The sequence below is a fragment of the uncultured Acinetobacter sp. genome (assembly GCF_947624825.1).
Classification (GTDB): Bacteria; Pseudomonadota; Gammaproteobacteria; order Pseudomonadales; family Moraxellaceae; genus Acinetobacter.
In genome coordinates this window covers 1-22,549 of sequence record NZ_CANQLZ010000043.1, presented here as the reverse complement: position 1 = coordinate 22,549, position 22,549 = coordinate 1, and the positions used below count along the sequence as shown (strand labels likewise).

The window sequence follows — 22,549 nt, the reverse complement described above, 5'->3', positions numbered from 1 at the left end:
AGTGAGATTTCCATATAATCACTTAACCAGCGCAACGGATCTGCCTCAATAGCACCAGTTGTGCTGATTGATGTGTTCGCTAAAATCTTGCTTTTATCAAATAAGTTTTTAGAAACAGCAAAGAAATCGGTCATTTCTGGTGTGATTACAGGAATTTCTTGTTCAATTTTTGGAATTGATTCGGGTTTAATAAATGTTCCAAAATTTTCAAAAGGCAACAAAGCGTTGCCTTTATTCAGCATTACATCATCTACATTATTTGTTCCTGAAATTCGAAAGTATTTAGCTAATGAGATAGCTGAATTTGTATATGTCGCATTACCAGCTTCATTATTTGTTGTGCCAGTTCGAGTGATAAACTGCTTATTCACATCAAAAAGTGCAATACGATAAGTGCCTGCTGTGACTTGCAATGTTTCTCCAAGTGAGATTTCCATATAATCACTTAACCAGCGCAACGGATCTGCCTCAATAGCACCAGTTGTGCTGATTGATGTGTTTAACAAAGCTGTAGCTTTGTTAAATAGATTTTTAGACTTTACTGAAAAATAACTTAAGTTATTGATTGTAAAATCTTTCGCTTGATCAAGTTCACTCAGCCCTGTATCAACCCAATTTCCTGTGATTGGCGTTACACCTGCAGCACTGGTCAATTCCCAACGCCAAATTTTCTTTGTATCGTCCGCTTTAGCGCGGGCACCATCGAAGTTGGGTTTCCAGGCTTTTAAGATTGTTTCAGTTGCAAAGCCGCGAGTCATGTTGTGATTAATAACATCTTCTACAGCCAATTCAGCTTCAAAGTTTAATGCTTGAAGTGTATCTGCAACTTGTTGCTCTGCTTCTTGCGCAATGAGTGGGAGTGCTTTAAATGGATCGCCGGTTCGTGGTGTAACCACTTGTTTTATCGTTACTGCTTGCTCTGCAGTTCTTGCATCTTGTTCAAAATCTCGAATGATTTGCTCAACACCCATTTGGGAACTCCAATAAAAAAAGCGCCACACGGCGCTCTTAAAAATAAAATGTTTTAGAAAAATTGATGATCCGCACTGTAGTAACGTGCATCGTATTTATAAGCAGTCAGCTTTTGCGTCATCTGTGTAACTGGGTCAGCGCTTGCAAGTAAGAACATTTGTGTTTTTTCACTCGCTTTTACGACTTGATAAGCTGTTTTTACATAGCGATCAGATTCAGTCACAACAGGATAAAGTGGTGTTCGATTTAAAATTACTTCATTTGAATACTCACCCAATTGGCAGCCAATCACATCAACCATGCCGCTCGGCATCTGCAAATAAATACTTGCTTGCCCTGAAAAATCCACATCTTGAGATAATGTAAGCTTTAAGCCTTCTGCTTTAATCACTTGCCCATCTTGAGTTTTCTCTCGTGTATTGTCAGCAACCATAATCATGTTATTTCTAACTAGGATATTAGCCTCATCCAACGCTTCAAACTCAATATCAACACGGCGATACCGCATCTTATTCCATTCGCGCCACGCTCTTGTTTTGGCCTGCTCAGCATTGCGAATACCTGTAGACTCGATCTTTAAGGGATTGGTCACAGCAGTATTTTCGGGTGCTGTGTAGGTTACACGAGCATCATCTTTCGGGTCTGTATACTCAATCTCTACACCGTCGTACTCATTATCAATCGATGTGGTGTATGTGCGTTTCTCTGATCTTGGTACCTTATTGCGGTGATTAAATAAGAGTCGCGCTGTGGTTTGAGGTTTTTCAAAATACAAACGCAATTGATTACCAAAGCGTGTAGCTTCACAGAATGCCGCTGATGCAATCATGCTTGCAGTTTCTTCAAAGCTTAATTTCGGATCATCCAAAGTGGCGCAAAACTCAACTGCCTTAGAGTTACCAAAATAGCTTTCAACTGCAGCAATCTCAGACTTAATCTGAGCCACATCTACTTCACCAATCGATCTTCGACCAATTTGCTTTTCAAGTGCTGTGTAAATCAGGGTTTGATCAGCTCGATTTGTTGCAATGAGTGGTCCTGTACCGTCTTGTGGCAACCGACGTTGCACCAACATATTTAACTTACGATCTGTAATTGCATAAAGACCATCACCACCAACAGCCTCGGATTGCACCACAGTCACACCTGGGTAGGACGCGATTGTGCTTTGTTTACAAAGGTAAACATCTTTAATGTTCATTTGAGCAATGACGTTGTTTGCGATATCGGAACGGCTTCGACTTAAACGAAAGCGAATACCACTGTTGCCTGCCGGCAATGGAATCCGTGCAGTTTTACCAAAGCTGGCTTTGGTTTTACCATCAATGCGCTGCACAATTTCCATGACCGCACCCATTGGTACACCATCACTACCCAAAACTTGATATTCAAGCTTATAACTGGTCCAGTCGTTACTCACACCACCTTTCGAGTTTTGACGGTATAGACCTTGCGGAAAGTGAAAATTAAACACCGCTTCTTCAGCATCATCCATCAATAAATCATGCCAACCCACATATTTTGATGAAAGTTTTTCTAATACCACAGTTGGGCTATAAGATTGTGTTGAGACATCAATATTAGGAAATGTTGTATCGAGTTTTATCGTGTCAGCTGAGATTGATGTAACGACGTATGAACCATCCATTGATACGCTATTCAGATTGTTTTTGAGTGTAACTGTTGAGCTAGTGTCAGTTTTGGATGTATTTTCTAGTGTCGGATCAACAAAGTTAATCCACGACTGATTTTGATCTTCGGGATTAATTAGCTCAGCAACATAGGTCCATGCATTTGCACCTGCAGCTGTCCGTGTAATATTTGATACACGATATTCAGCAGACATATTGACGCTGCGATTAAATTGACTTGGCGTATCCCCTAAATTCAACCATTCCTTAATTGTTGTATTAAAACCGGTTAAATTAATGCTGCGATACTTATCAAAGTCTTTAATGTCGCCAGTTGTGAATGCTAAGGTTTTATCAGTAAATAACGTCACTGCACCGGAAAAGTTGCTTGTAATATCATTAAGCACCGCACCGCTAATAATTAGCGTTTCATCTGCCATGATGCCAAGTGTAGTGAAATCGATAGTGGTATCACGGCGCTTAATTTCACCATTACTCGTGAAATAAACTTTGTTGGTTTCAATCAAAGCATCTTCGGGTGAATCAAGTGATTGACCTGTAATTGACCGTGACTTCACCACCTCAAACGGCAAATCAGTGAATGTTTTACCACTGCGCCAAACTGGTATTGTGCGAATATCTACACCTGGATCGTAGACACTGACCGATGTGCCGGCGATATCGCTCACTCGCGTGGTTGCATCTTTAACATCAAGAATTGAGTAAAAGCCATTACCGATACAGAGCAATGAGCGCTCCACCTCTACCCCATCTGTATTGAAATACGTGTAGGTTTCAGCAATCAAATCAGGATAGCTGCGCACGGTGCCAAAAATCTCAGGAATACGGCCTTTTATACGCGCTATGTTTTGACGTGCATTTAATGAGTTGTTTGGTGATTCTTGTTGTTGTTTTTGTGCTTTAGGCATCATTAAAAACGTGGCTAAAACACTCAAACCTGATACCACAGCGGATACAATCGCAATAATTGTTGCAGGCTCTAAGCTTGGCTTAATGACCACATAGAATGTGCCTTCAAGCTGCTTAAAGCGCTCAATATCAACAAAGGTTGGTGCAGGTGTAACATCATTGGCAACTGCATAGCCGCCGTGATAAATCCGCGCGTTTTTTGGAAAGCCTTGAAATTCTTCAAGCAAATAATCAAGCACATTTTCAACTTGCTTGGTGGTCCATGTACTTATGTCTTTTTCATTTGGAATAATGTGAACAATGTTCATCGATAAAAGCTCACTTCTTTAAAATGCAGCATCACATCTTCAAGCGGTACGTACTGACCATTTCTTAAATGCAAATGTAAGATCTGCCCCTCAAAAAAAAGCCCTACATGAGTAGAGCTTCGGTCATTCAGCTGAAAGTGTGTAATGCACGGTGAAATGGGTTCTGAGAGTTTTTCAAAACTACCGTGACCATTTAAAAAAGCTGTCAGTCGCGACTCTAAACATTCACCTGTAATTTTTTGCCACGCCTCACATGCAAACTCATGGCAGGTATAGGTACTGGTCCATTCACGATCTAGCATCTCATTTACAACGTTATCACTCATAAAGTACCTCGCAGTAATGGAAAACGACTTAATGTGTACAATTCACCGGTACCAACACTGTTTAATGATGCAGCTTCAGCAGCAAACGTAACTTTGCCGTCGCTATCCTTAGAAATCTTTCGAGCCTCTAAGGTCTTAATGGTGTGTACTGGTGAAGTTAGGTCATCACTGCGATATTTGCGCAATGCAACCTGCACAGCACCACTTTCGATTCCTTCAACTGCTTCAATCAATGTGTCGTCATAATCAACAATAGTGGCATCAAGCTTCTGATCTAAATCATTGCGCACTGTTTGCGCTGTGATGCCCATAAGTTGATAGTTGTAACGCCGTGGTGAGCCATCTTCATGTTGCACATCTAAGCCAAGCGGATTAGCCATGGTATAGCGAAATGGCACCGCAAACTGTGGGTGAGAAAGCTCTAAGCAATCAATCTCATACAGTGCACCACTGGCATTCAAAAAAAATTCAATATAACGCTGATCATTGCTCATAGATTACCCCACAGCTCAGGCAGTGTTTTATTTACAAGTTTTTCTAAAGCATTTTGTGCTTCAAATGGGTCATTTTTACCAAGCGCCACGACAAACTTTTCCCAATCAACAATACGTGGCAGTGGATTTGCATAAAACTCGGCAGATATTGTGAAGTTAGGCCCATTCTGTCCATTGAGTTTTGGTGGTTGGCCACCGGCAAATGTGCACTCATATTCTTCTAATCGACCATTTCCAATTAAAAGCAATGCCTTAAATGGTTGGTTTGGGTTGTCTGCCCACTGATTGTAAAAAGACATCAAGTATTCATAGCCGCGTGCCTTAGTTTTCCAATTCACAACCACCTTATGCGGCCCACCATGCGCGACACGGCGATAACGCGGTAAACCATGCGCGAGTATCTGTTCTTCAACTCGCGCTGCATGATCAACAGAATAGCCGCTTTGCAATGGACTGTAAGCCAAGAGTAATTCGGCCATTTTTATCTCCTTAATTTGGGCATAAAAAAACCACCCGAAGGTGGTTTTTCTTGTCTTGATTTAATTAAACTTTAAGCCCGCAATAAGTAAAAGCGGATATATCCGAAACTCTCACCTGAATACTTAATCCGCCAAATGACTTAGACCCCAGTATATAAGCAGCATCAGCAAGGTAAAGAAAGTACTCTTTAAGCTCATCAGGGAAACCCAATGGATCACCACTTTCTATAGAGTCCAAAATTTTTTTACGCTCACCAGCAATTTCATTATTAAAATGTTCTTGGAGTGCAATGTTATCAGATAGGGCAAAAAACTGACTCTCACTAATCATACGACCAGTGATTAACTGACCACCAGCAACTAAAGTTACGTAGATGGGTTGAGAATTATCCTGCTCAATCATTTCACATAAATCTTTAATTAGTTTATTTGTATCTGTTCTACTCATAGCATTCTCATTAATTTTTTTAAAGCGGCTTTAAGTTAACAAACTCACACCTAAATCACCACTAAATTTTCCCCTTAAAAACGCTTCACACTAACGTTATATGTTTGTCTTAATGATTTACCAAAGTCACTGTTTACATTATGCATGTCCTCTCTCAATGTTCCTCTAACTACACGCTTAATCACATCAATCGCAATAGCTCCGTCATCTAGTTGTGACTGCTGCGCCGTGTAGCCTTCTGGCACATTAATGATGATTTTTGGCTCAACTTGAACATTTACCGCATTACCTGTCATTGTGTTAGCAATGTTATTGCCGACACGATTGGTTTGCTCAGGTAATTTGCCGTATTTATTCATATAGTTAAGATTATCAACACCAATGCTTTTTACAGCAGCGTTGCGCATCATGAATTCCTCATTTGAGGCCATGATTGGAATGCTGTCGCTTGTGCCTGTGCCGGGGCCTGTAATCAAGCCGCCGTTTTTAAAGCCAGCAATTGTTTGTGCTGCAATCATGCCGACGTTGGTGTAACCGAGTGCCAACATTGCCTCAGAAGCAAGCACTTTTGCACCAAAGAAAGGAATTGTTGCATCTGCTGCAACCTGACCTGCTGCTAAATGTGCTGCTACCATAGCCGAAGCCATTGCAACACCCTGCTGCATTAAGAACATAGCCTTATATGCGCCTGATTGCTCACCATGGCTATCTCTTACCATCTGCGTCATGCTTCCCCAAACAGCGCTCGTTTGAGATAGCATCATGCTATAAAGTTGAAGTTGAGACTCGTGATCCGCTTGGCGTGCAACACCTATCTTGGCGTTATACTCATCTTGCAACTGCGCTTTGGCGTTTAGATACTCTTGCTCAATCGCAAGTAGTTCAGCGTTGTTGGTTTGTGCTGTAGCAACTTGCAAAGCATGAATTGCTTGCATGCGCTGCAATTCATTTTGATACTCAGCATCCAAAGCACCTGTATTGGTTTGAGGTGTACTTGCATAAGGTGCTGACAAAAACTCATCATCATAACCAACACCGCCGCGAAGCGTGCTAAATGATAAAGCTCTCAATGCCTCATTACGCTCTAACTCATTCTGAATAAGTCGAATTTGCTCAAGCTCGGTCAGATAACGATCTAAAACCGCTTCTTCCTCTTTTGAGTACATTTCCTTATATGATGCAATGCGAGCATTTTGAGTTACTTTGAGCTCAGAAAGTTCTTGCTTGCGGCGCTGTTCAATCAGTAAAGAGCCTTCAGTGTATTGCTCGAGTGTTAGTTCTCCCAACTCCTGTTGACGCTTTAAATCCTTTTCTTGATCACTTGTACGCTTATTAATAAGTTGTGCCTCAGTAAGCTGAAAATCTTTTAAGGCATCAAGCTTTGCTTGTTGAGCATCCTTAAATGCCTGAATATCAAGATTGGCTTGTTTCTCGTAAAAATCCTTCGCTTTTTGAGCATCAGCATCACTAAAGCCTGCCGCATCCACCTTTTCCAATTCATCTTTTAAGCGATTACGGACTTGGGTTTCGTAATCAGCAACCTCATTGGTAATCCGTTTGCGTTCTTCAGCTTGCGATTCATGGCTTTCCAAAACCTCTTGTAGATATTTATCAACATCCAACTCGGCTTGCTTAACCACAGTCCTTTGAGCATTGAAGCTCTTAGCCCAAGCCTCCTCTGCCGACATACCAAGTGCAATATTCTCCCGGTAAATCTTTTGAGTGGCCAATAATGATTGAGCCATTTGCTCCGATGAAATAGAGGCTTTGTTGCCACCACGATCACCATACTTGGATCGACCGGTTGCCGGATCTGCGACTGATGCAAACTCAACAGCTAAAGCATCCAGTGCTGGTGATAACCCACCTTTGCCGGTAATAAATTTCTTCACGTTTGGTTGTTTTACACTGACCAAATATTCACGAAATATCTTTTCTTGCATCTCAGGGCTGAATAATTGATTTTTATCCAACTTTAAAGCGCTTACTGCATCTCTTAGTGTGCTTGGGATGACTTGGTATTTACCCACGGCGAATAACTCTCGACCTGTGGATTTACTGCCTTTTTGTTTCGCCATGACCTGAGCTAGCGTCATACCAGTAAGGTTTTTGGTTCTACCTGTGGCATCACCAGCCACACCATTATTGTATGAGTTATACCCACCTTCACCACTTGCAATCACCGCATCAATCGTACTTGCTTTAGTGAGTTTTGCTTGCTTCTCTAACTCCTTAGTACGCTCACGCTCTTTTTCATTCCGGGTATCAAGAGCACCAATCTCTTTCATGCGTGCTGCATATTCTTCATTGATCTTTTTCTTGATCTCATCTCTGAATACACTTTGGCCTTTCGCATTTTTGGTGATAGCACCATCAAGCTGAATGTACTTGTTGATAATGGCAGCAAGTTCATCATCATAACCATTACTTGCAAGTGCAGTATTCACTGTTGATGTAATGATGCTTTGATCGGCTTCTTTAAGAAGTTTTTTAATTTCCTCGGAAAAGCCTTTAATTTCTGCCGCAGAATCTTTGGCCTTTTTGCCTACACCATCAATACCATTTTCAACAAGCTTGAGCTTTTCTTTACTATCAAGCAGCGTTTTATTTAAATCACGATGCTCTTTTTCGTAATCAGCTGCACGCTTAATGTCGGATGCTTCAATACCTTCAACCGCATTTAAACGCTTAAATGCTTCTTCTGTATCAAGTACACCTGCGGTCATTTCTGCCCAAATGCGATACAGGTCTTTATTATCACTTTCTTTGTAAAGTGCTAAAACAAGGTCCTCAAAGTCGCGTTTTACGTTTTTAAGTTCTTGTGACTGTGTTTTGATTGCTGTTGTGAGATCAACCTTGGCAGCTTTGGCTTGATTGCCTGATAAACGCTCTAGCTCGTCAGCCGCCATGCCTGCATAGCCTGCCTGATCTTTGAGCATATCGTTGGCATCACCGCCGTGGTTGCTCATCAGTAAATAGCCAGCTGTTAAAGCTGTTACCCCGATCACAATACCCGCAGGGCCTAAAAACGCTGCTGATGCTAATGCAGCTGCACGCGCACCAAGTGTTTTTGCAGCATTATTAGCAGTAGTTGCCGCCGTGTTGGCTGCTGTGGCTTTGCTATTAGCATTTAAAGCAATGTTGTGTGCAATCTCTGCCGCTGTGAGTCGTTGAACAGCTAATGCACGCGCTTGCTTGGTTGTTGCTGAGTTAAGATCAAGTCGTGCTAAATGGATTTCTTGTGCTGCTATAGCAACATTTTGACGACTACGCTGTAACTCCATCGCTGCAAGTTGAGCCTGTGCTTGTAGCTCCGCTGCTGCGGCTGCACGGCGTTGTACGGATGCTGCAATCAATGACTTCATTGCAATGACTTGTGTAACGATGGCTTTGGTGATTGCTGCTACACCACCCAAAATTGCAATATGCGCAATTAAGTTTAGGTTTTCAGCTAACACCTTAATCGCATCAGAAAGCGCTTTGGCTGCACCACTTGATTTACCCGCCTCACCTACAAATTGAGTTAAAGCATTATTCATTAAAGTAAATGATTCTTTAATTGTGGTGTCTGTTTGACTGTATAGGGTTTCAACACTGCTGCCAGCCGCAAGTAATGCCTTGGTGATGGTTTCGCCTGTAAGCTTTCCATCCAGCATCATTTGGCGCAGTTCACCGCGTGTAACATTTAAACCTGTGGCCATGGCATTAAGTAAACCACCTGCACCATCTACAAGTGAGTTAAATTCTTCGGCACGCAACACCCCACCATCAAGCGCTTGGCCATACTGAAATAGCGCACCGGCTGCGGCTTCAGCTGTAGATCCACTCATTGCTACAGCTTTTGATGTTGTTTCGGTGAGTTTGGCAACATCGGCTTGTGTAATACCCAATGTCTTTGCATTAGATAAGTACTTTGTGTAGACACTGGTTACAGCATCCCAAGATTGCGCAGAACGCCAAGCAATATCAAAGGTATCCTTCATTGCGCGGTTGAGTTCTTCTTGCGACTTAGTAACAAGCTTTAAGCGGTTTTGAATCCCTGTATAGGCATCCATTTTGCTAATCGCACTACCAACAGTCACCACACCTGCCATATAACCCGCAAGATTTTGCAAGGCAGAACCGGTTGCAGTCACTTGATGTTCAGCACGATCACCGGCACGCGTAATGTTATCTAACTCTCGTGATAGTTCTCGCGATGTTCTAAGGGCTTGCTGTGAATCAATGCGTATCGCTAAGCGGCTTTCTTGCTCTGCCATTACTTTTCTCCAGGCAATAAAAAACCGCCGTGAGGCGGTAAATAATGGGTATTAAAAAACCGCCCATAAAGGACGGTCAAATTCAGGTTAATTTTTCTATAGAGTCAAATACTTTAGTTGAGAGTAGTATCGCAAGCTCGGCTTCACTTTTGTTTACAACTTTATTTAGCTCATAATCCGAGATACGTCTAATACCCCTTAGTCGTTTGATGTTTTTTATAATTAATTCGAGATTATCAAAATCCACATGATCCTTTTTAATACTATCTTGCCGATCTATACAAGCATCAATATGAGCCTTGTGTACACTAGATCTTTTTGTATTTGGATCAATAGGATAAAAAAGTCTATTCTCAATTTCATCAGTGAGTTGATTAAAGGATGCATAATAAGCTTGATGTATTACACTTCTGTAAGTTGCCTCATTTTGCTCACACTTATTTAAAATATCTCTTGAGCTCAGTAGGCGATCGTAAGGCTTAAATTTCATTTTATGCAGCCTAGCAAGAGCCAATAGGCAGTAAAACAATAGTGATCTTGCGAGCAACATGCTTTAAATCAAGATCAGCAACTAAATTATCAAATTCATCCATAAATTCTATCGATTGCTCTGCTGTTCCAACAAAATCATAGTAAACAAATAAGTCTTCGTCCAACCTCCAACTTACAGCAGGGATTAAACCAAACCTAATCTTTTTTTGAGACATTACATTATTGAACAGTGTAATGTATTTCTTAGCATCACTGATTTCAACTTCAATTTCAGCAAGCATATTTTCGATTTGATCCGCATAATCGCTATCTATTTTTCTAATTGTGTCTAGATCAAGTGTTGAGAATAATACTCTGTAGAATGCGTCAATTTCTATTGATTCTTGGTTTAATGCATTAATATCAATAAGATTGGAAACTTCTTCAAAACGCCCATAATTAGCTAAAGATGCAATGCAATTCATTTTTATTAGCTTATCATTTGGAGCTAATCTCATAGCAATCTGGAAGTTTTGATACATTTGATCAAAATCATTAGAAAGTGAATGCACAATAGCTTTACACATATAACCTTCTGCTGGAGCTACTCGGATTGCTTTATCACATTCGAATAAATAGCGATGTCTTTTAAATTCAGACAGCAAGATGCTTTGATCAAACCCTGTAAGTTCATCAAGTAGTTCTTGGGCTAAAGGCTTTGCTTTCATTGTGTGTTTTCCATTTTGGTGAGGAAAAACTCTTTCAGTTGATTTTGATTCTCTTTGATTATATCAATATTCTTGTAATGTATTGTGAATTTATATTGTCAAAAAACCACCCGAAGGTGGTTTCATTTAATCTAAATCTTTTAATTCATTCCTAAATGACTCATTACACACGAGATACATTTTATTGCTAAATTCAGTCACAGCATTTTTTTGATTTTTTTCTGTAGCCCATTTGGGTTCTTTGTATGCTTCAAAAACAATGCTTTTATGGAAATTTTTTATAGGCTCAGCTGCGCCTGATTGGTTGATTAGTTTAATACTATCGACCATTTTTCCACCTAGTTGCCTAGACTGCATTACAGATTCGGAATATTCAGAAATTGAACCACAGATTTCCTCTATTGCATTATCTTTGGTCATTTTCCCATGAGTAAATGTGCTAAGAGTAATAATAGGTATTAAAACTAACAATTTCTTATTTTTCATTTTGATCCTTCAAATGTTTTTATAAGATTCTCAGCAATTTTAATTGCCTTTTTATCATCTATTGCTAAACCTGCTTTTAATAGGTTTTTAGCATCTGTAATTTTTATATGGCTATAACTTTTAGAAAAATAGGCTTTAGACATGGTCTTTTTGTGAATATTACTCCAATAATTACTCATCTCTGAAAGCATATCATCATTCATTTTTATGGCCTTTAAAACCCTCTCAATCACACTATGATATTTATGCTGCTTTAAATCCTCTTTGTTGATTTGTCGCCAAGCAGTGAATAACTCCCTGTAATGACCATGATATATATGCGGTTCTATACATGAACTTTCCAACAAATCAGCAGCAGATCGTATATCTCCATTATTTTTCAATAATTTAAATTTCTCAAGAACACTCATCTTATCTTGTGCTTCTTTCAAAGCTGGAACATTTAAAGAGTCGGTAATATCAATAAGCATAATTAAACCCCTTATTTTTATCTTAATGCAGTTAATTACAGAGATTAGACCATACTTCATTAAATGTATCTTTTGGTACTTCTGTTTCTAGTATAGCCAGATCTGGAGCAGCAACAAATCTTTGATATCCAGTGTATGCACCAAAGCTATTTTTTGAGTTTACCTCACCACACATGCCATCCATATTTTGAAATTTTGCAGAATCAGGATCTTTAAGTAATTGCTTTACAGCGCCCTGAGCCTTTACCTCTTTAAATGCTTTTAATTCATCAGGACTTGGCTCACCCTTACCACAACCCACCAAACTAAACCCCAACAAACCCACAATTAATAATTTTTTCATATATAAACCCTCTATGGAGATCATATATTAAACCAAGCAATCCAAAAATCACTTGGTTTTACTTTTGGATGATAATTTTTTATTGATTGAATCCACCAAAACATTATCAATCGCCATGATTGCATCAACAAAAATTGACAGCTCAACTGGTGCATCATAAATATTTAAATAATCATAAATATGTGTAATGCCTATCGGCATCGCGCAATCATTCCAAGTGCGCGAACGTGCAATAATGTTGTACGCATTGATAATTTCTAGTGTTTCATAATCACATGGCGGCTCAGGATCAAACTCATGGCCTTGTCTTTTACGAATAGACTTTTGATGATCACTTAACTGACCTTCAGTATTTAGCCAATCGTAGTATTTTGTGACTTTCCCAAAACTTCATCGCGTTTCTTTTTGAGTTCTTCCGAGATTTCTTTAGATTTACCGCGCACAAAATCCCAAACCTGCACACCCACATCACCACCATAGAGTAGCTTTAGCTTATTTTCAGGTGTGCACGGCGCATTGGTAATGGTTTCTTTGAGTTCGCCGTGTTCATCAAACACCTCAAAATCCACACCTTTCCAATCCTGAATCAGTACAGCAAAGGCTTGCATTAAAAAGTAATGATATGGCTTAAGATCATCTTCTTTGACACCAAGCAAAAATTGCTCGTTGTATGCCGGCGTTGCTTTGTCTTGCATTGCACGAAATGGCTCATAGTCTGCACTACGAATTTTCAACTCAATAGTTTGACCCTCAATTGTGAATTTTTCCCACTTTGAAACTGTATTTTCTTTACCTGTTGTAAATGCCATCTTTCCCCCGATTGCCGCCCGAAAGCGGCGTAATATTTAAATTACAGATTACCTAATGTTTCAGGTAAAACCGTGTTTGCTAAATAATCCATACGTGCTGCGGCGGCCTGTGTGATCGGCATGCTTAAAGCGCGTGTAATGGTCATTGGTTCACGAATATGCTTAAGCTCTAGAGCCAAGGTGCGATCATCAGTCGCGTTGGTATCAGAAATACCATCGTTATTTAATTCAAGTTTGGTGAAGTTGAAGATGTAGCCATTTTGGTTTTTATCTTCAAGACCAATTTGAGCTGTCATGGTTTCACGCGAAATCACGTAAGGAATCCACTGCTTGGATGTAGTGGTCAATGCAACCGTGGTATTAAGCGTAACTGTGACACGACCCTCACTAAAGCGATTAGCAATCAGGCTTTGGCTACCCAAGCAACCTTTACCGGTTAGATTGTTTGAAATAGTCAGTGTAAATTCTTCAGCACACGCCGTACCTACAGTATTTACATCATTCAGTTTGAATGTGTTTACATCCACGGATGACAGCACTTTGGTTTCTGTAGTGGGCAATGGATTAACTACCGGTGATACAGTGGCTTGATCATCGTAACTGGTCGCATTGATCGTAACCGAACCTGTGATTTTCCCTTCTGTTGAACCTGTGATTGATAGTTCACCAATGCGTGCGCCGGTCAGAATTTCAATGTAATTTAATTTGCGGTCATGCTTGACGATTGTAAATGTTGCAAGCTCATCACCACCAATTTCAAGCACATCCAACCCATCAACAACAGTAAATTTATTACCTGCCACACCTTCAAAAAACAAGTCTTGCGATTGAGCTGAGAATTCAAATTCAATTGAACCGCCTGCTTCAGCACTATCAGCCGTTGAGCCTTGCTCAAAGCGCGTATCAAGAATTTCATCCGATTCTGATACGGAAACAGTACGCTTCAAACTATCTGATGTACGACGCACTGTATGCCAGATCGGTGTAGTTGGTAAAATGTTTGCTGTTTGTTCTTCAGCAATATAAATCGATACGTCGGTGCCCTTAGACATGGCGACTCCTTAATTTTAAGCAATAAAAAAGCCACCCTGTGGTGGCGTTGGATTTTGAGTTTCTCTTTAGCAGTGGCCGCGCTGTCTCGCTCCGTCATGCTTTTTATTCCAATCAAATGCATCAACGATTCGACCAGTAGGCTTATTATCAATCAGATCACCATCTGCAATCATTGCAGCTTCCAATTTCTCAAGCTGATCAAGTGTCTCAATTAAGTTAAACAATGGTCGCTGTGTCGTGATGATCTTATGTTTTGGAAATTTGGTTTCTATTTCCTCCTGCTTTTCAGCAAGATTAAGCATGTTGGCTTTGGATGCAGCCACAACAACATAAACCATGCTATCAATAATGAAATCGGCCTCTAAATCACCATCATTTACCTGTCTGCACGCAAAAATAAGGTATGCATTGTCTGTAATTGGATTCATGCTAGATTCTCTCCACAAAAATTGAGTAGCAGTGTATTTTGGTTAATCCAATCCTGACGCTTATGCTTATTGGTTTTCTTTTCAGCTTTGCGTAGGTGTAAGCCATGACTATGTAGTGTAGCTTTTGCCTTTGAGATTTTTTCATCCATATCGATTTTATTCAGCTCATCAAATGCCTTATGTCTGGCATTCAGTTTCCCTGTCCAGTAGCTCCACAGCACATCATCACATTCTTCTTGGTATTTAATGACAACCTCTTTACATTCAGGCTTCACCTTGTTTGCACTAATTGAATTAAACCATCCAAATAGTTTTCGCAGTGGAATGCAAAGCATCTCCTGAATACCACCACTTGAAGGGATGGTCATTTTGACCATACCCCATCTCGGACTTGAAGCAAGCTTTCTGTGTTGGCTCTTCCAATCCAAACCCATACCTTCGACAACCAATTTCATTGGTACGTAAGGTTGGTTATTGTGTTCAATAATTGATAATTGAGTATTGTAAAAAAATACAGTCTGCGGTTGCGCTACCATATTCATAGCATTCTCCCAATCATATTCAAAAAAGGAAACTGGCAGGCACGCTGAATATGAAACGTGCTTTTCAAACCGTCGTTCTAGCCAGTTTTTTGCCCAAGAACAGGCATAAAAAAACCGCCCATAAAGGACGGCCTAATTAAAGATTTAAGTTAATTTATTCTAAACTCAGCTCGAATAATCCGAGCATAAAAGTTATCTTCATCCATTTTTTCAGGCGCATGCACCACATAAACTTCCAAATGATCATCACGAAACGCTTTTAAGTGCGCTCGCCAATCATCACAAAGTTTTGCCATGTCGCGTGTGCCTTTGTTCTTTGGCGTGAAGCACTGAATAGAGATGATGCCGAAGTCACGAATGCATGCATCTTCACCACCAAGCGAGGCAACCTGACTTGGCGAGTAATCGATTGATACTCGGCACCACGGCGCATCAGTAGGCGGCACAAAAGGCTTGCCGTCTTTTGTTGGCTGATTATCAATGCGGATATTCTCAGTAGGAATACCTTTAAATGCGCCTATTTTCGCGTATATCGCATCTTCAGCTTGAATAGTGGTCATCATTTGTATTTACCTCGAATGTACTGCATAGTGAGTTTAAACATGCCTTTTGGTGCTTGTTGTGACCAACCATTTTCAAGTCTGCGGATATACGGCAAGTTGTTTTGCAGATAAACCACATCGCCCAGCTTAAAGTTTTGGACAACATAGGCAACACCTTTGTTAATTGCACTGGTGCCTGAGACATCTTGCACGGCGTTACTAAAACCGAAGTCAGGCATATTGATTGAAACGCGGTAATTACCTCGCGCCGTGCCATCCACGACAGGTGTGCCAAGGACAAGGTATGGATAAGCGTCTTTCACGATATTTACAACCAAGCTCACAGCATCATCATTCACTGTATGAATAAACTTGCTTGGTGGATTCTTACCCCATCCCATATTTCACCCATTAAAAAACCCACTTCAGTGGGTTTGCTTTATATCAATCATTCCAATCTCTAACCATGTACCAATAAGGCTCCCCATTATTATGAGTTTTTAATTCATATATAGCGGTTGCAGTGGAGCTAGCACTATAAAAACTCACAACAGCTTTTTGCTGGCCTTGCTCATAACTATAACTAATAGAGTATTGATTACCGTTAGCTATTTCCGTAGCGTAAGATCTCTCAACTTTTTCTTGGAGAAGTTTTTTAATAGCTTCTGATGGTTGCTTAATCGACATAATGAGTCATCTAGTTAATTTTGTTAGATACACAAATAACACAATGTGTATATAAATCCACCATTAATTTAAATTTTTTAACACTACTTTTTACTACCCTGCTTTGCGCAACTGCAATACCCACACGGCGCTCGTTGGATCCTGATTGATTGGCCCGACAATTTTTAACTGTCCATAAGGCGTATCTAAAACATCATCAGCCTGCGGTTGATATGGCTCACCATCTTTCACGACTTCATTTTGTAGCGCCGTGAGCTTAATATCTTCGACTTGGTAATCGCTAGGTTTTACCCAATCTTTCTTGTAGCTACCAAATACGCCTCGGCCCGAATAAGCCTCAACTATAATTTTTGGATAAGTCTGTGTTACAAAATCAAAGTCACCTGTGGCGATTTCTTTGGTGCAGGTAAACGTTTTGACTGCATCAGCTGCCTTACCGTTAAAGGCCTTAGCAATCTTTGCTTGAACTTTATCTCGAATCATGACATTCACTCTGCTCATACATTTCAAACAGGTCTTGAGCGATGCGCTGTATTGAATACGCCTCAAACTCAATGCTAGGCTCTTTTTCACCCATTAGTTTTTTTAGTCGTTGCCAAATGTGTACAGATTCATGCAATAAAAGCCCATGGATTTCAATCAATGTTCTTTCGGAGCAATCACCCAATTGAACAACACAATGTTTGCCGTCATCATAATAATCAACCTGAGCACCTGCACCCAAATGCATAAACTCTTGCGTGTCATTCATATCATCAAACAACAAATCAAATTGATCTTGATTACGGACTAAGGTGTATTTCGAGTGTTCAAAAGGTGAGACATGCCATTCAGGCACATAATTATTATTAATCATCCCCGAAACACCTCAAACCCAAAGCCCAGCACGGCGTTAGGATTTACAAGATCAAGTGAGTCAATCAAAGCACGTGCGATCTGTTCATACTGGGATACAGCCACACTCCCCTCAACGAATTCTTCTTCAACTTCCACCTCGGCTTTCACGCGCTCACGTTTAGTTTGGCGTTCAATGCCTGAGTACAAGTCACCTGATTGAATACCTTTAATGATTTCGCATGCAGCAATCTTTAATTCGTCTGCGATTTCATCCGGCACAAAACCAACAGCCTTTTTCATCCAGGTGTTTGAGAGCAAAACAAGGCGAGCTTTATCACTAGCGTTCGCAAATTCTGCCCCTAAAATCTGTTCAGCCTGTTCTTGAGTAATAAAGCTCATGGGTTATTCCTTATTTTTATGTTTTGGCTTTAGCGGCCTTTGCAGCATTTACAGCAATTTTCTCTGAACCAATTGCTGTGGTTTCATTTACAACAATCACAGTTTCTTTGGCTTCTAGCGCCGTGAGCTTTGCAGCTAGTGCATCACGTTCGGCTTCAATGGCCTGTAAAATTGCTTTGGTGTCTGTCACTTCATCGGTCAGGTTTTTAACTGCTTGGCGCTCTTTTTTAAGCTGCTCTGTAAGTTCTGTATTTTCAGCAGCTACTTTTTCACATTCAGCTTTAGCATCATCTAAGGCCTTTTGTAGTGCTGGTGATGTTTCTACATCAAGCTGAACTGTAAGCTTACCATTTGCCTTTTTTTTAGCATCCAGATAAGCCTGTGGCACATCACCTGATACCTCAGAGCACTCTTCCAAGGAGTCACCCGGACGATAAGCACTTGCACGGCGTAGTGTCCAACCTTGACCTTGTAACTTTTTCACGTTTTCAGGAGAAAAGTCATTTGTAAAATACAGACGTGGTTTTTGTTTTTGATTCATTTTTAAGATTTCCAAAAAAAGGGGTACACATGGTTTGTGTACCCTTTGTTTAAATTAAGCCGATTTAACCAAAATACCTGCCGTGTCTTTCACGCTTGATGCCGTTAAATCCCAATTGGTTGGCGTACCAATTGCAGCATCGGTTGGTGATTTACCGCCTGCGGCTTGATTCCATGCATAACCTTTCACACCTACAGCGAATGACCATTCAGCCTGATATGTGTACTTAATGTTTTCACTACCAGTGCTTGGCACCAATTCAGCATTAAAGTCGTTGCTATCATTAACAACAATCGCACCCTCAACAAGACCGAGCGTATTGTAGGTTGGAGTGGCACCAGTATTGATTAATGCGGGTGCATCAGTGACCACAAACAAACGACCAAACGGATCACGCACTACATTTACACCGTCGTAGCGGAATAGGTTTTCTGAGTTAGACAAAGCATTATCAAACAGATTGTGCATAGTGCTTGAGTGTAAAATCCAAGCACGAATTGCGCTTGAGCGATCACCCATTAATGCAGTACCCTTATTTAATAACTTAAAGTTTGCTGCAATATTGCCATCACCATAAACAGCTTGAGTATTCCCAGAAATTGCACCTGCTGCGCCCAAAATACCTGCATTCAACATATCAGCCAAACGAGCTTTACCAAGCTGCTCACCAATCGTTAAAGCTGCTAATTCGGGGTTTTGGAGTAACCACAAGTATTGTGCTTTTTCGTATTCAATTGGTGGTGTGCCTGCTGCCACCTTTACAGCTACATCAAGCAACTGCTCGAGGCGTTTTGCTGCTACCGTACCATTACCATCAATATTACGACGGCGCACAATACCTTGAATCGCTTTAAATGATGCTTCAATATTAAAGTCACCACCAAATGGCTCATTAATTAACTGAATTGTACCCTGAGAGGCTTCATTGAATTTTTCAATATCTTGCACAACCGTTTCAGTCATCGCAACATAAGTTTGTTTATTAAATACTTGTAAATCAAAAGGCATGAGCCTCTCCTTGAGTTTTTAAATTAAGTTTGTTCGCCCACTTGCTTCATGTAAGCCACTTTTTCTTCTTTGGTTTTGCAATCAGCAAGTGATTTAGGTGCTTGACCGCCACCCTGACCACCACCTTGGAAGCCACCACCACCAGCTTGAGAACCTTTTAAAATCGAATCTTTGTGTTGGTATCCACCCACCAAAGTTTCTAAAGCTTCATCAAAGTCAGCGACTTCACCCGGACGTGAGCGTGAATAGATTTTCTGACCGTCCGCACCATAGGCCACCACTTTTCCATCTTCAATTTTGAAGTTTTTACCAAAAGTGTTTTGGACCATATCCATCGGCACGGCGATGTTGTCTTGAATAAACTTAGAACGTGCGAAGCCACCGCCGATCAATTCGCCGTGTAGCTGTTGCTGTACAGCGTCACGCTCTTGTTGAAGCTGCTGTAATTGTGGCTCGTAGGTCTTTTTCAGTGCTTCAGTAATTTCGGCTTTCACCTTATCCACTTCGCCAGCATCCACTAGCTTTTTCATATCCAAGTTTTGCACTGTAATTAAAGCTTGCTTGGCTTGTTCAGGGTCTAAACCCTCAAACGCTTTCACTTGCTTTTCTAGCTGCTCTTTGGCTTCACAATGTGTTTTGGCTTCACCATTTAAGCGGCTAATCGTTGCCACTGTATGCGGTGCATCGTGTGGAACTTCCGAGCCATCATCATGCACATACACCGGCTTACCGTCTTGAATTACTGCATAACTCTGACCATTTACTTCAATCGTTTTAGGTTTCATAAGTCATCCGACCCTATATTTTTGATGAGCATCCGCTCTTTGCGCTGTCCGTATCCACTTTCAGCAGGTAATAAAAAAGCACCCGAAGGTGCTCTATTTGAATTTGGTTTATTTAAAAAAGGCTTTGGTGCGCTGAAATAAGATATTGCTATACAGCGACATAGCACTTAATTGCGCATTCAATAAAAACCACTGATCGTCATCAATAAATGATGGTTGTGGCTTAGACAGGAAGTCAGCCAGTTTTTCAATCTTTTCGCACAGCTCAGAGTGTTCATCCAAAACACGTTTTTCATGTGGTTGTAGTTCTTTTGGCATTTCTTTACTCATTAAAAAAGCGCCGTGATTGGCGCTTGTTGCTTTAAATTCATCACGGTTTACCAAATCAATAAAACCTGTTACCCGCTCAAAAAAAACCATTGTTCACATTAAATCCTCTATCGAGCGACTGCTATAACCTTTAAAGCCCAAAATCAGACACAAAAGAAGTACACACCCCATATATATCTTTCATTGGCTCAACAACCTTTTCATAAGTAGCCGCAAAAATATCAGGCTTGCATGGATAAAACTCACCCTGCACACCTTTGATAATGTAATCACCTGGCATTGCTTTCATTACGCCCTCTAGGGTGTTAATTAGAATGACACCACCTGGTTCACGACCCAAATCAGCACTATCTAGCCATTCAGGAAATTCGTTTTCATCACTATTTTGCCACGCCTCAATCACAACAGGCTTTTTTTTGTACTTCACAATCCCAACTCCTTAAATGTTTTCGCATCCAATTCTTTTAACTGAGCAATCGTGTAAGGCTTACCAAGTGGATCAACAAACTTATCTAGCGTATAACCGCCTTTTTTATAAAGTTCATACTTGGTTTTACCAAGCCATGTACGCTGAAAAAACTCATCTGCTTGGTCAAAGAAATCCTTAAACTTTGTATTGGCATCCAATTGGCCAATCAAATGTTTGCGCTCATCTTTTGGAATATCTTTAACTTTTCGCTCATCCATTACAAAAGGCCGCTTACCTGCTAAGTTGCCATCTTTATCGCATGGCACATAAGTTGTTCGGTTATTTGGATGAATTGGGAAGCGTGGCCGTGATGCATCATCAATGTGGTAAACATTGGCATCGAGATTTCCGCAAGTCTTACAGGTACGCCCATCTAATGTCGCCACAACCTTGACATACTCAGCACCCAAAGCCTTATAGGTATCAATATAAGTCGCTGTGCTGATATGACTACGCGCCGTGCGTACTTGACGCTCAATGCTTGTTATAGGCGCATCAAGCAAGCCGCCTTTGTAGATATACTTACCACCCTCTTTGACTCGCTTACCCTTAATGCGCCGAATAATCTCAGTATTGGTTTGACCTTGGCTTACACCATCACGAATAACATGCTCAACATTACGACGTAGACTTTCAGTTAAACCTGAAAAAAGATATTTAACCAATTGCCCACCAGCATAAGGTCTTTGCTTAATCTCTTTATAAAGCTTTTCACCTGATACCAATGCTGCAGACTCACCCAACCACTCAGCAGCATACGTTGCTTCGTACACAGCTAAGGCCACGGCGCTTTTCTCAAACCCCACATCAAGCTCAGTCGCCAACAAAGCAAACCATTCATTCAAAATAGCTTTAATTTCGCTTAGAGCGCGGCTTGTTTTCGCTTTAGAGCTAAAGTCCATCACTGCCAATGCTTTGCGCTCGGAATCAGTTAAAGACTCAATAAGCTCAAAGATGGCGCTAATTTGGCTATGTGATAGTTTATTGAATATCGCCGTGATCTCATTCACAGCCTGTGATGACGCTCGGAATAAATAACTTTGATGCTGAACGAGCGCATCAAGTAAGGCTTTTTGCGCTGGGTTCATACATCACATCCTATTTGGGTTCGAATGGCTGATCTCGAAAATCACCACTTTGATTAGAAACCAACTTTTGCTTTAGTGCTTGTTCAGAAATATAAATATTAAATTGACAAACAGGGCAGTTAATGCAAAACAATTTTTCATTTCTTTCAAACATGACTTTTGCTTCGTGTTTTTGAAACTCTAGTATTGAATGGCACTTATTGCATGTGGTTTGGTAAGTTTGTTGATCAATTAAAGAGCCTGCTCTTAATACTTTCACTATTCATTTACTCCATCATTCTTCTGCTCAATTTTGAGCACAATGTCATCCCATTTGTCTTCAGGGAATGTACCTGTTTGCTCGTAGTGATACCAAACATACATCGGCAATTGACCTGCAAGACATGCTTCATAAATCAATTTAGAACGCTGCGGATCATACTTCGGCTTATTAAAGTCTTGAGCGATCTGAAAGCTAAGCTCATCCACTTTAAAATCATGTGTTGGCATTGCGAATTTGGCACACCAACGTAATGCATTGGTAAGAACCTCTGACACATTGGCCGCAACAAGTGATAAGACCGAATGCTGGACACTCGATTCATGATCCGCTTGGGTTGCTGTCTTGTTTGCAGATCCAACCTCAATCAGTCGTGCACCAAGCTCTTTCATTTGATTCCACTTATCTTGCATACGCTCATAAGCCA

At 40.6% G+C, this 22,549-nt stretch carries 29 protein-coding genes and 1 pseudogene; all 30 read right to left on the bottom strand.

Annotated elements, in window-relative coordinates:
• Positions 1-971 (bottom strand): annotated as a pseudogene (locus Q0017_RS10330) (hypothetical protein); the annotation flags it as partial.
• A 53-nt stretch (positions 972-1,024) separates the two neighbouring features.
• Positions 1,025-3,841 carry a host specificity factor TipJ family phage tail protein gene (locus Q0017_RS10325; protein WP_298146338.1) on the bottom strand — a complete coding sequence of 939 codons (2,817 nt, stop codon included), beginning with the start codon at positions 3,839-3,841 and terminating at the stop codon, positions 1,025-1,027.
• Positions 3,838-4,167 (bottom strand): hypothetical protein, encoded by a 330-nt coding sequence (locus Q0017_RS10320; RefSeq protein ID WP_298146336.1) that lies wholly within the window; start codon positions 4,165-4,167, stop codon positions 3,838-3,840. Before Q0017_RS10320 ends, Q0017_RS10325 begins: the two co-directional genes overlap by 4 nt.
• On the bottom strand, positions 4,164-4,661 hold the full coding sequence (locus tag Q0017_RS10315; RefSeq protein ID WP_298146334.1) for a hypothetical protein: 498 nt from the start codon (positions 4,659-4,661) through the stop codon (positions 4,164-4,166). Before Q0017_RS10315 ends, Q0017_RS10320 begins: the two co-directional genes overlap by 4 nt.
• Entirely contained in the window at positions 4,658-5,140 is a 483-nt protein-coding gene (locus Q0017_RS10310) for a hypothetical protein (protein ID WP_298146332.1), read from the bottom strand. Before Q0017_RS10310 ends, Q0017_RS10315 begins: the two co-directional genes overlap by 4 nt.
• A gap of 64 nt (positions 5,141-5,204) precedes the next feature.
• Entirely contained in the window at positions 5,205-5,588 is a 384-nt protein-coding gene (locus Q0017_RS10305; RefSeq protein ID WP_298146330.1) for a hypothetical protein, read from the bottom strand.
• Between the two features lie 74 nt (positions 5,589-5,662).
• Positions 5,663-9,847, bottom strand: coding sequence for a tape measure protein (locus tag Q0017_RS10300; protein WP_298146328.1), 4,185 nt, complete (start codon positions 9,845-9,847; stop codon positions 5,663-5,665).
• A gap of 82 nt (positions 9,848-9,929) precedes the next feature.
• The gene (locus Q0017_RS10295) at positions 9,930-10,337 is read right to left on the bottom strand and encodes a hypothetical protein (protein ID WP_298146326.1); all 408 of its coding nucleotides are present in this window, start codon (positions 10,335-10,337) and stop codon (positions 9,930-9,932) included.
• Between the two features lie 10 nt (positions 10,338-10,347).
• Complete coding sequence (locus Q0017_RS10290) at positions 10,348-11,046, bottom strand: hypothetical protein (protein WP_298146325.1); 699 nt, start codon at positions 11,044-11,046, stop codon at positions 10,348-10,350.
• 126 nt (positions 11,047-11,172) lie between these two features.
• Positions 11,173-11,532, bottom strand: a complete 360-nt coding sequence (locus Q0017_RS10285) for a hypothetical protein (RefSeq protein WP_298146323.1) — start codon at positions 11,530-11,532, stop codon at positions 11,173-11,175.
• Positions 11,529-12,002 carry a hypothetical protein gene (locus Q0017_RS10280; RefSeq protein WP_298146321.1) on the bottom strand — a complete coding sequence of 158 codons (474 nt, stop codon included), beginning with the start codon at positions 12,000-12,002 and terminating at the stop codon, positions 11,529-11,531. Before Q0017_RS10280 ends, Q0017_RS10285 begins: the two co-directional genes overlap by 4 nt.
• Before the next feature lie 31 nt (positions 12,003-12,033).
• Positions 12,034-12,345: a hypothetical protein gene (locus tag Q0017_RS10275; protein WP_298146319.1), complete on the bottom strand. Its 312-nt coding sequence runs from the start codon at positions 12,343-12,345 to the stop codon at positions 12,034-12,036.
• A gap of 353 nt (positions 12,346-12,698) precedes the next feature.
• Positions 12,699-13,154 carry a hypothetical protein gene (locus Q0017_RS10270; protein WP_298146317.1) on the bottom strand — a complete coding sequence of 152 codons (456 nt, stop codon included), beginning with the start codon at positions 13,152-13,154 and terminating at the stop codon, positions 12,699-12,701.
• 41 nt (positions 13,155-13,195) lie between these two features.
• Positions 13,196-14,206 carry a phage tail tube protein gene (locus Q0017_RS10265; RefSeq protein WP_298146314.1) on the bottom strand — a complete coding sequence of 337 codons (1,011 nt, stop codon included), beginning with the start codon at positions 14,204-14,206 and terminating at the stop codon, positions 13,196-13,198.
• A gap of 66 nt (positions 14,207-14,272) precedes the next feature.
• Positions 14,273-14,635: a hypothetical protein gene (locus Q0017_RS10260; RefSeq protein ID WP_298146311.1), complete on the bottom strand. Its 363-nt coding sequence runs from the start codon at positions 14,633-14,635 to the stop codon at positions 14,273-14,275.
• Positions 14,632-15,177 (bottom strand): phage antirepressor N-terminal domain-containing protein, encoded by a 546-nt coding sequence (locus tag Q0017_RS10255; RefSeq protein ID WP_298146308.1) that lies wholly within the window; start codon positions 15,175-15,177, stop codon positions 14,632-14,634. Before Q0017_RS10255 ends, Q0017_RS10260 begins: the two co-directional genes overlap by 4 nt.
• Positions 15,178-15,326: 149 nt before the next feature.
• A complete protein-coding gene (locus Q0017_RS10250; RefSeq protein WP_298146305.1) occupies positions 15,327-15,740 on the bottom strand; it encodes a hypothetical protein in 414 nt (137 codons plus the stop codon).
• On the bottom strand, positions 15,737-16,120 hold the full coding sequence (locus tag Q0017_RS10245) for a hypothetical protein (RefSeq protein WP_298146302.1): 384 nt from the start codon (positions 16,118-16,120) through the stop codon (positions 15,737-15,739). The genes Q0017_RS10250 and Q0017_RS10245 overlap by 4 nt, the downstream gene beginning before the upstream one ends.
• A 43-nt stretch (positions 16,121-16,163) precedes the next feature.
• Positions 16,164-16,406 (bottom strand): hypothetical protein, encoded by a 243-nt coding sequence (locus Q0017_RS10240; RefSeq protein WP_298146300.1) that lies wholly within the window; start codon positions 16,404-16,406, stop codon positions 16,164-16,166.
• A 93-nt stretch (positions 16,407-16,499) separates the two neighbouring features.
• The gene (locus Q0017_RS10235; RefSeq protein WP_298146297.1) at positions 16,500-16,907 is read right to left on the bottom strand and encodes a glutamate 5-kinase; all 408 of its coding nucleotides are present in this window, start codon (positions 16,905-16,907) and stop codon (positions 16,500-16,502) included.
• Complete coding sequence (locus tag Q0017_RS10230; RefSeq protein ID WP_298146293.1) at positions 16,876-17,262, bottom strand: hypothetical protein; 387 nt, start codon at positions 17,260-17,262, stop codon at positions 16,876-16,878. Before Q0017_RS10230 ends, Q0017_RS10235 begins: the two co-directional genes overlap by 32 nt.
• Entirely contained in the window at positions 17,259-17,642 is a 384-nt protein-coding gene (locus Q0017_RS10225; RefSeq protein WP_298146290.1) for a hypothetical protein, read from the bottom strand. The genes Q0017_RS10230 and Q0017_RS10225 overlap by 4 nt, the downstream gene beginning before the upstream one ends.
• 16 nt (positions 17,643-17,658) lie before the next feature.
• Positions 17,659-18,183, bottom strand: coding sequence for a hypothetical protein (locus Q0017_RS10220; RefSeq protein ID WP_298146288.1), 525 nt, complete (start codon positions 18,181-18,183; stop codon positions 17,659-17,661).
• Between the two features lie 54 nt (positions 18,184-18,237).
• Complete coding sequence (locus Q0017_RS10215; RefSeq protein WP_298146286.1) at positions 18,238-19,191, bottom strand: major capsid protein; 954 nt, start codon at positions 19,189-19,191, stop codon at positions 18,238-18,240.
• Positions 19,192-19,214: 23 nt separating this feature from the next.
• Positions 19,215-19,976: a DUF6651 domain-containing protein gene (locus Q0017_RS10210; protein ID WP_298146283.1), complete on the bottom strand. Its 762-nt coding sequence runs from the start codon at positions 19,974-19,976 to the stop codon at positions 19,215-19,217.
• A gap of 108 nt (positions 19,977-20,084) precedes the next feature.
• Positions 20,085-20,396, bottom strand: a complete 312-nt coding sequence (locus tag Q0017_RS10205) for a hypothetical protein (RefSeq protein WP_298146280.1) — start codon at positions 20,394-20,396, stop codon at positions 20,085-20,087.
• A gap of 40 nt (positions 20,397-20,436) precedes the next feature.
• Entirely contained in the window at positions 20,437-20,733 is a 297-nt protein-coding gene (locus Q0017_RS10200) for a hypothetical protein (RefSeq protein WP_298146276.1), read from the bottom strand.
• Complete coding sequence (locus Q0017_RS10195) at positions 20,730-21,863, bottom strand: minor capsid protein (protein ID WP_298146273.1); 1,134 nt, start codon at positions 21,861-21,863, stop codon at positions 20,730-20,732. The genes Q0017_RS10200 and Q0017_RS10195 overlap by 4 nt, the downstream gene beginning before the upstream one ends.
• 10 nt (positions 21,864-21,873) lie before the next feature.
• Complete coding sequence (locus Q0017_RS10190; protein ID WP_298146270.1) at positions 21,874-22,122, bottom strand: hypothetical protein; 249 nt, start codon at positions 22,120-22,122, stop codon at positions 21,874-21,876.
• The coding region (locus Q0017_RS10185; protein ID WP_298146267.1) for a DUF4055 domain-containing protein at positions 22,122-22,549 on the bottom strand (428 nt) is incomplete at its 5' end. The genes Q0017_RS10190 and Q0017_RS10185, both read right to left, overlap by 1 nt.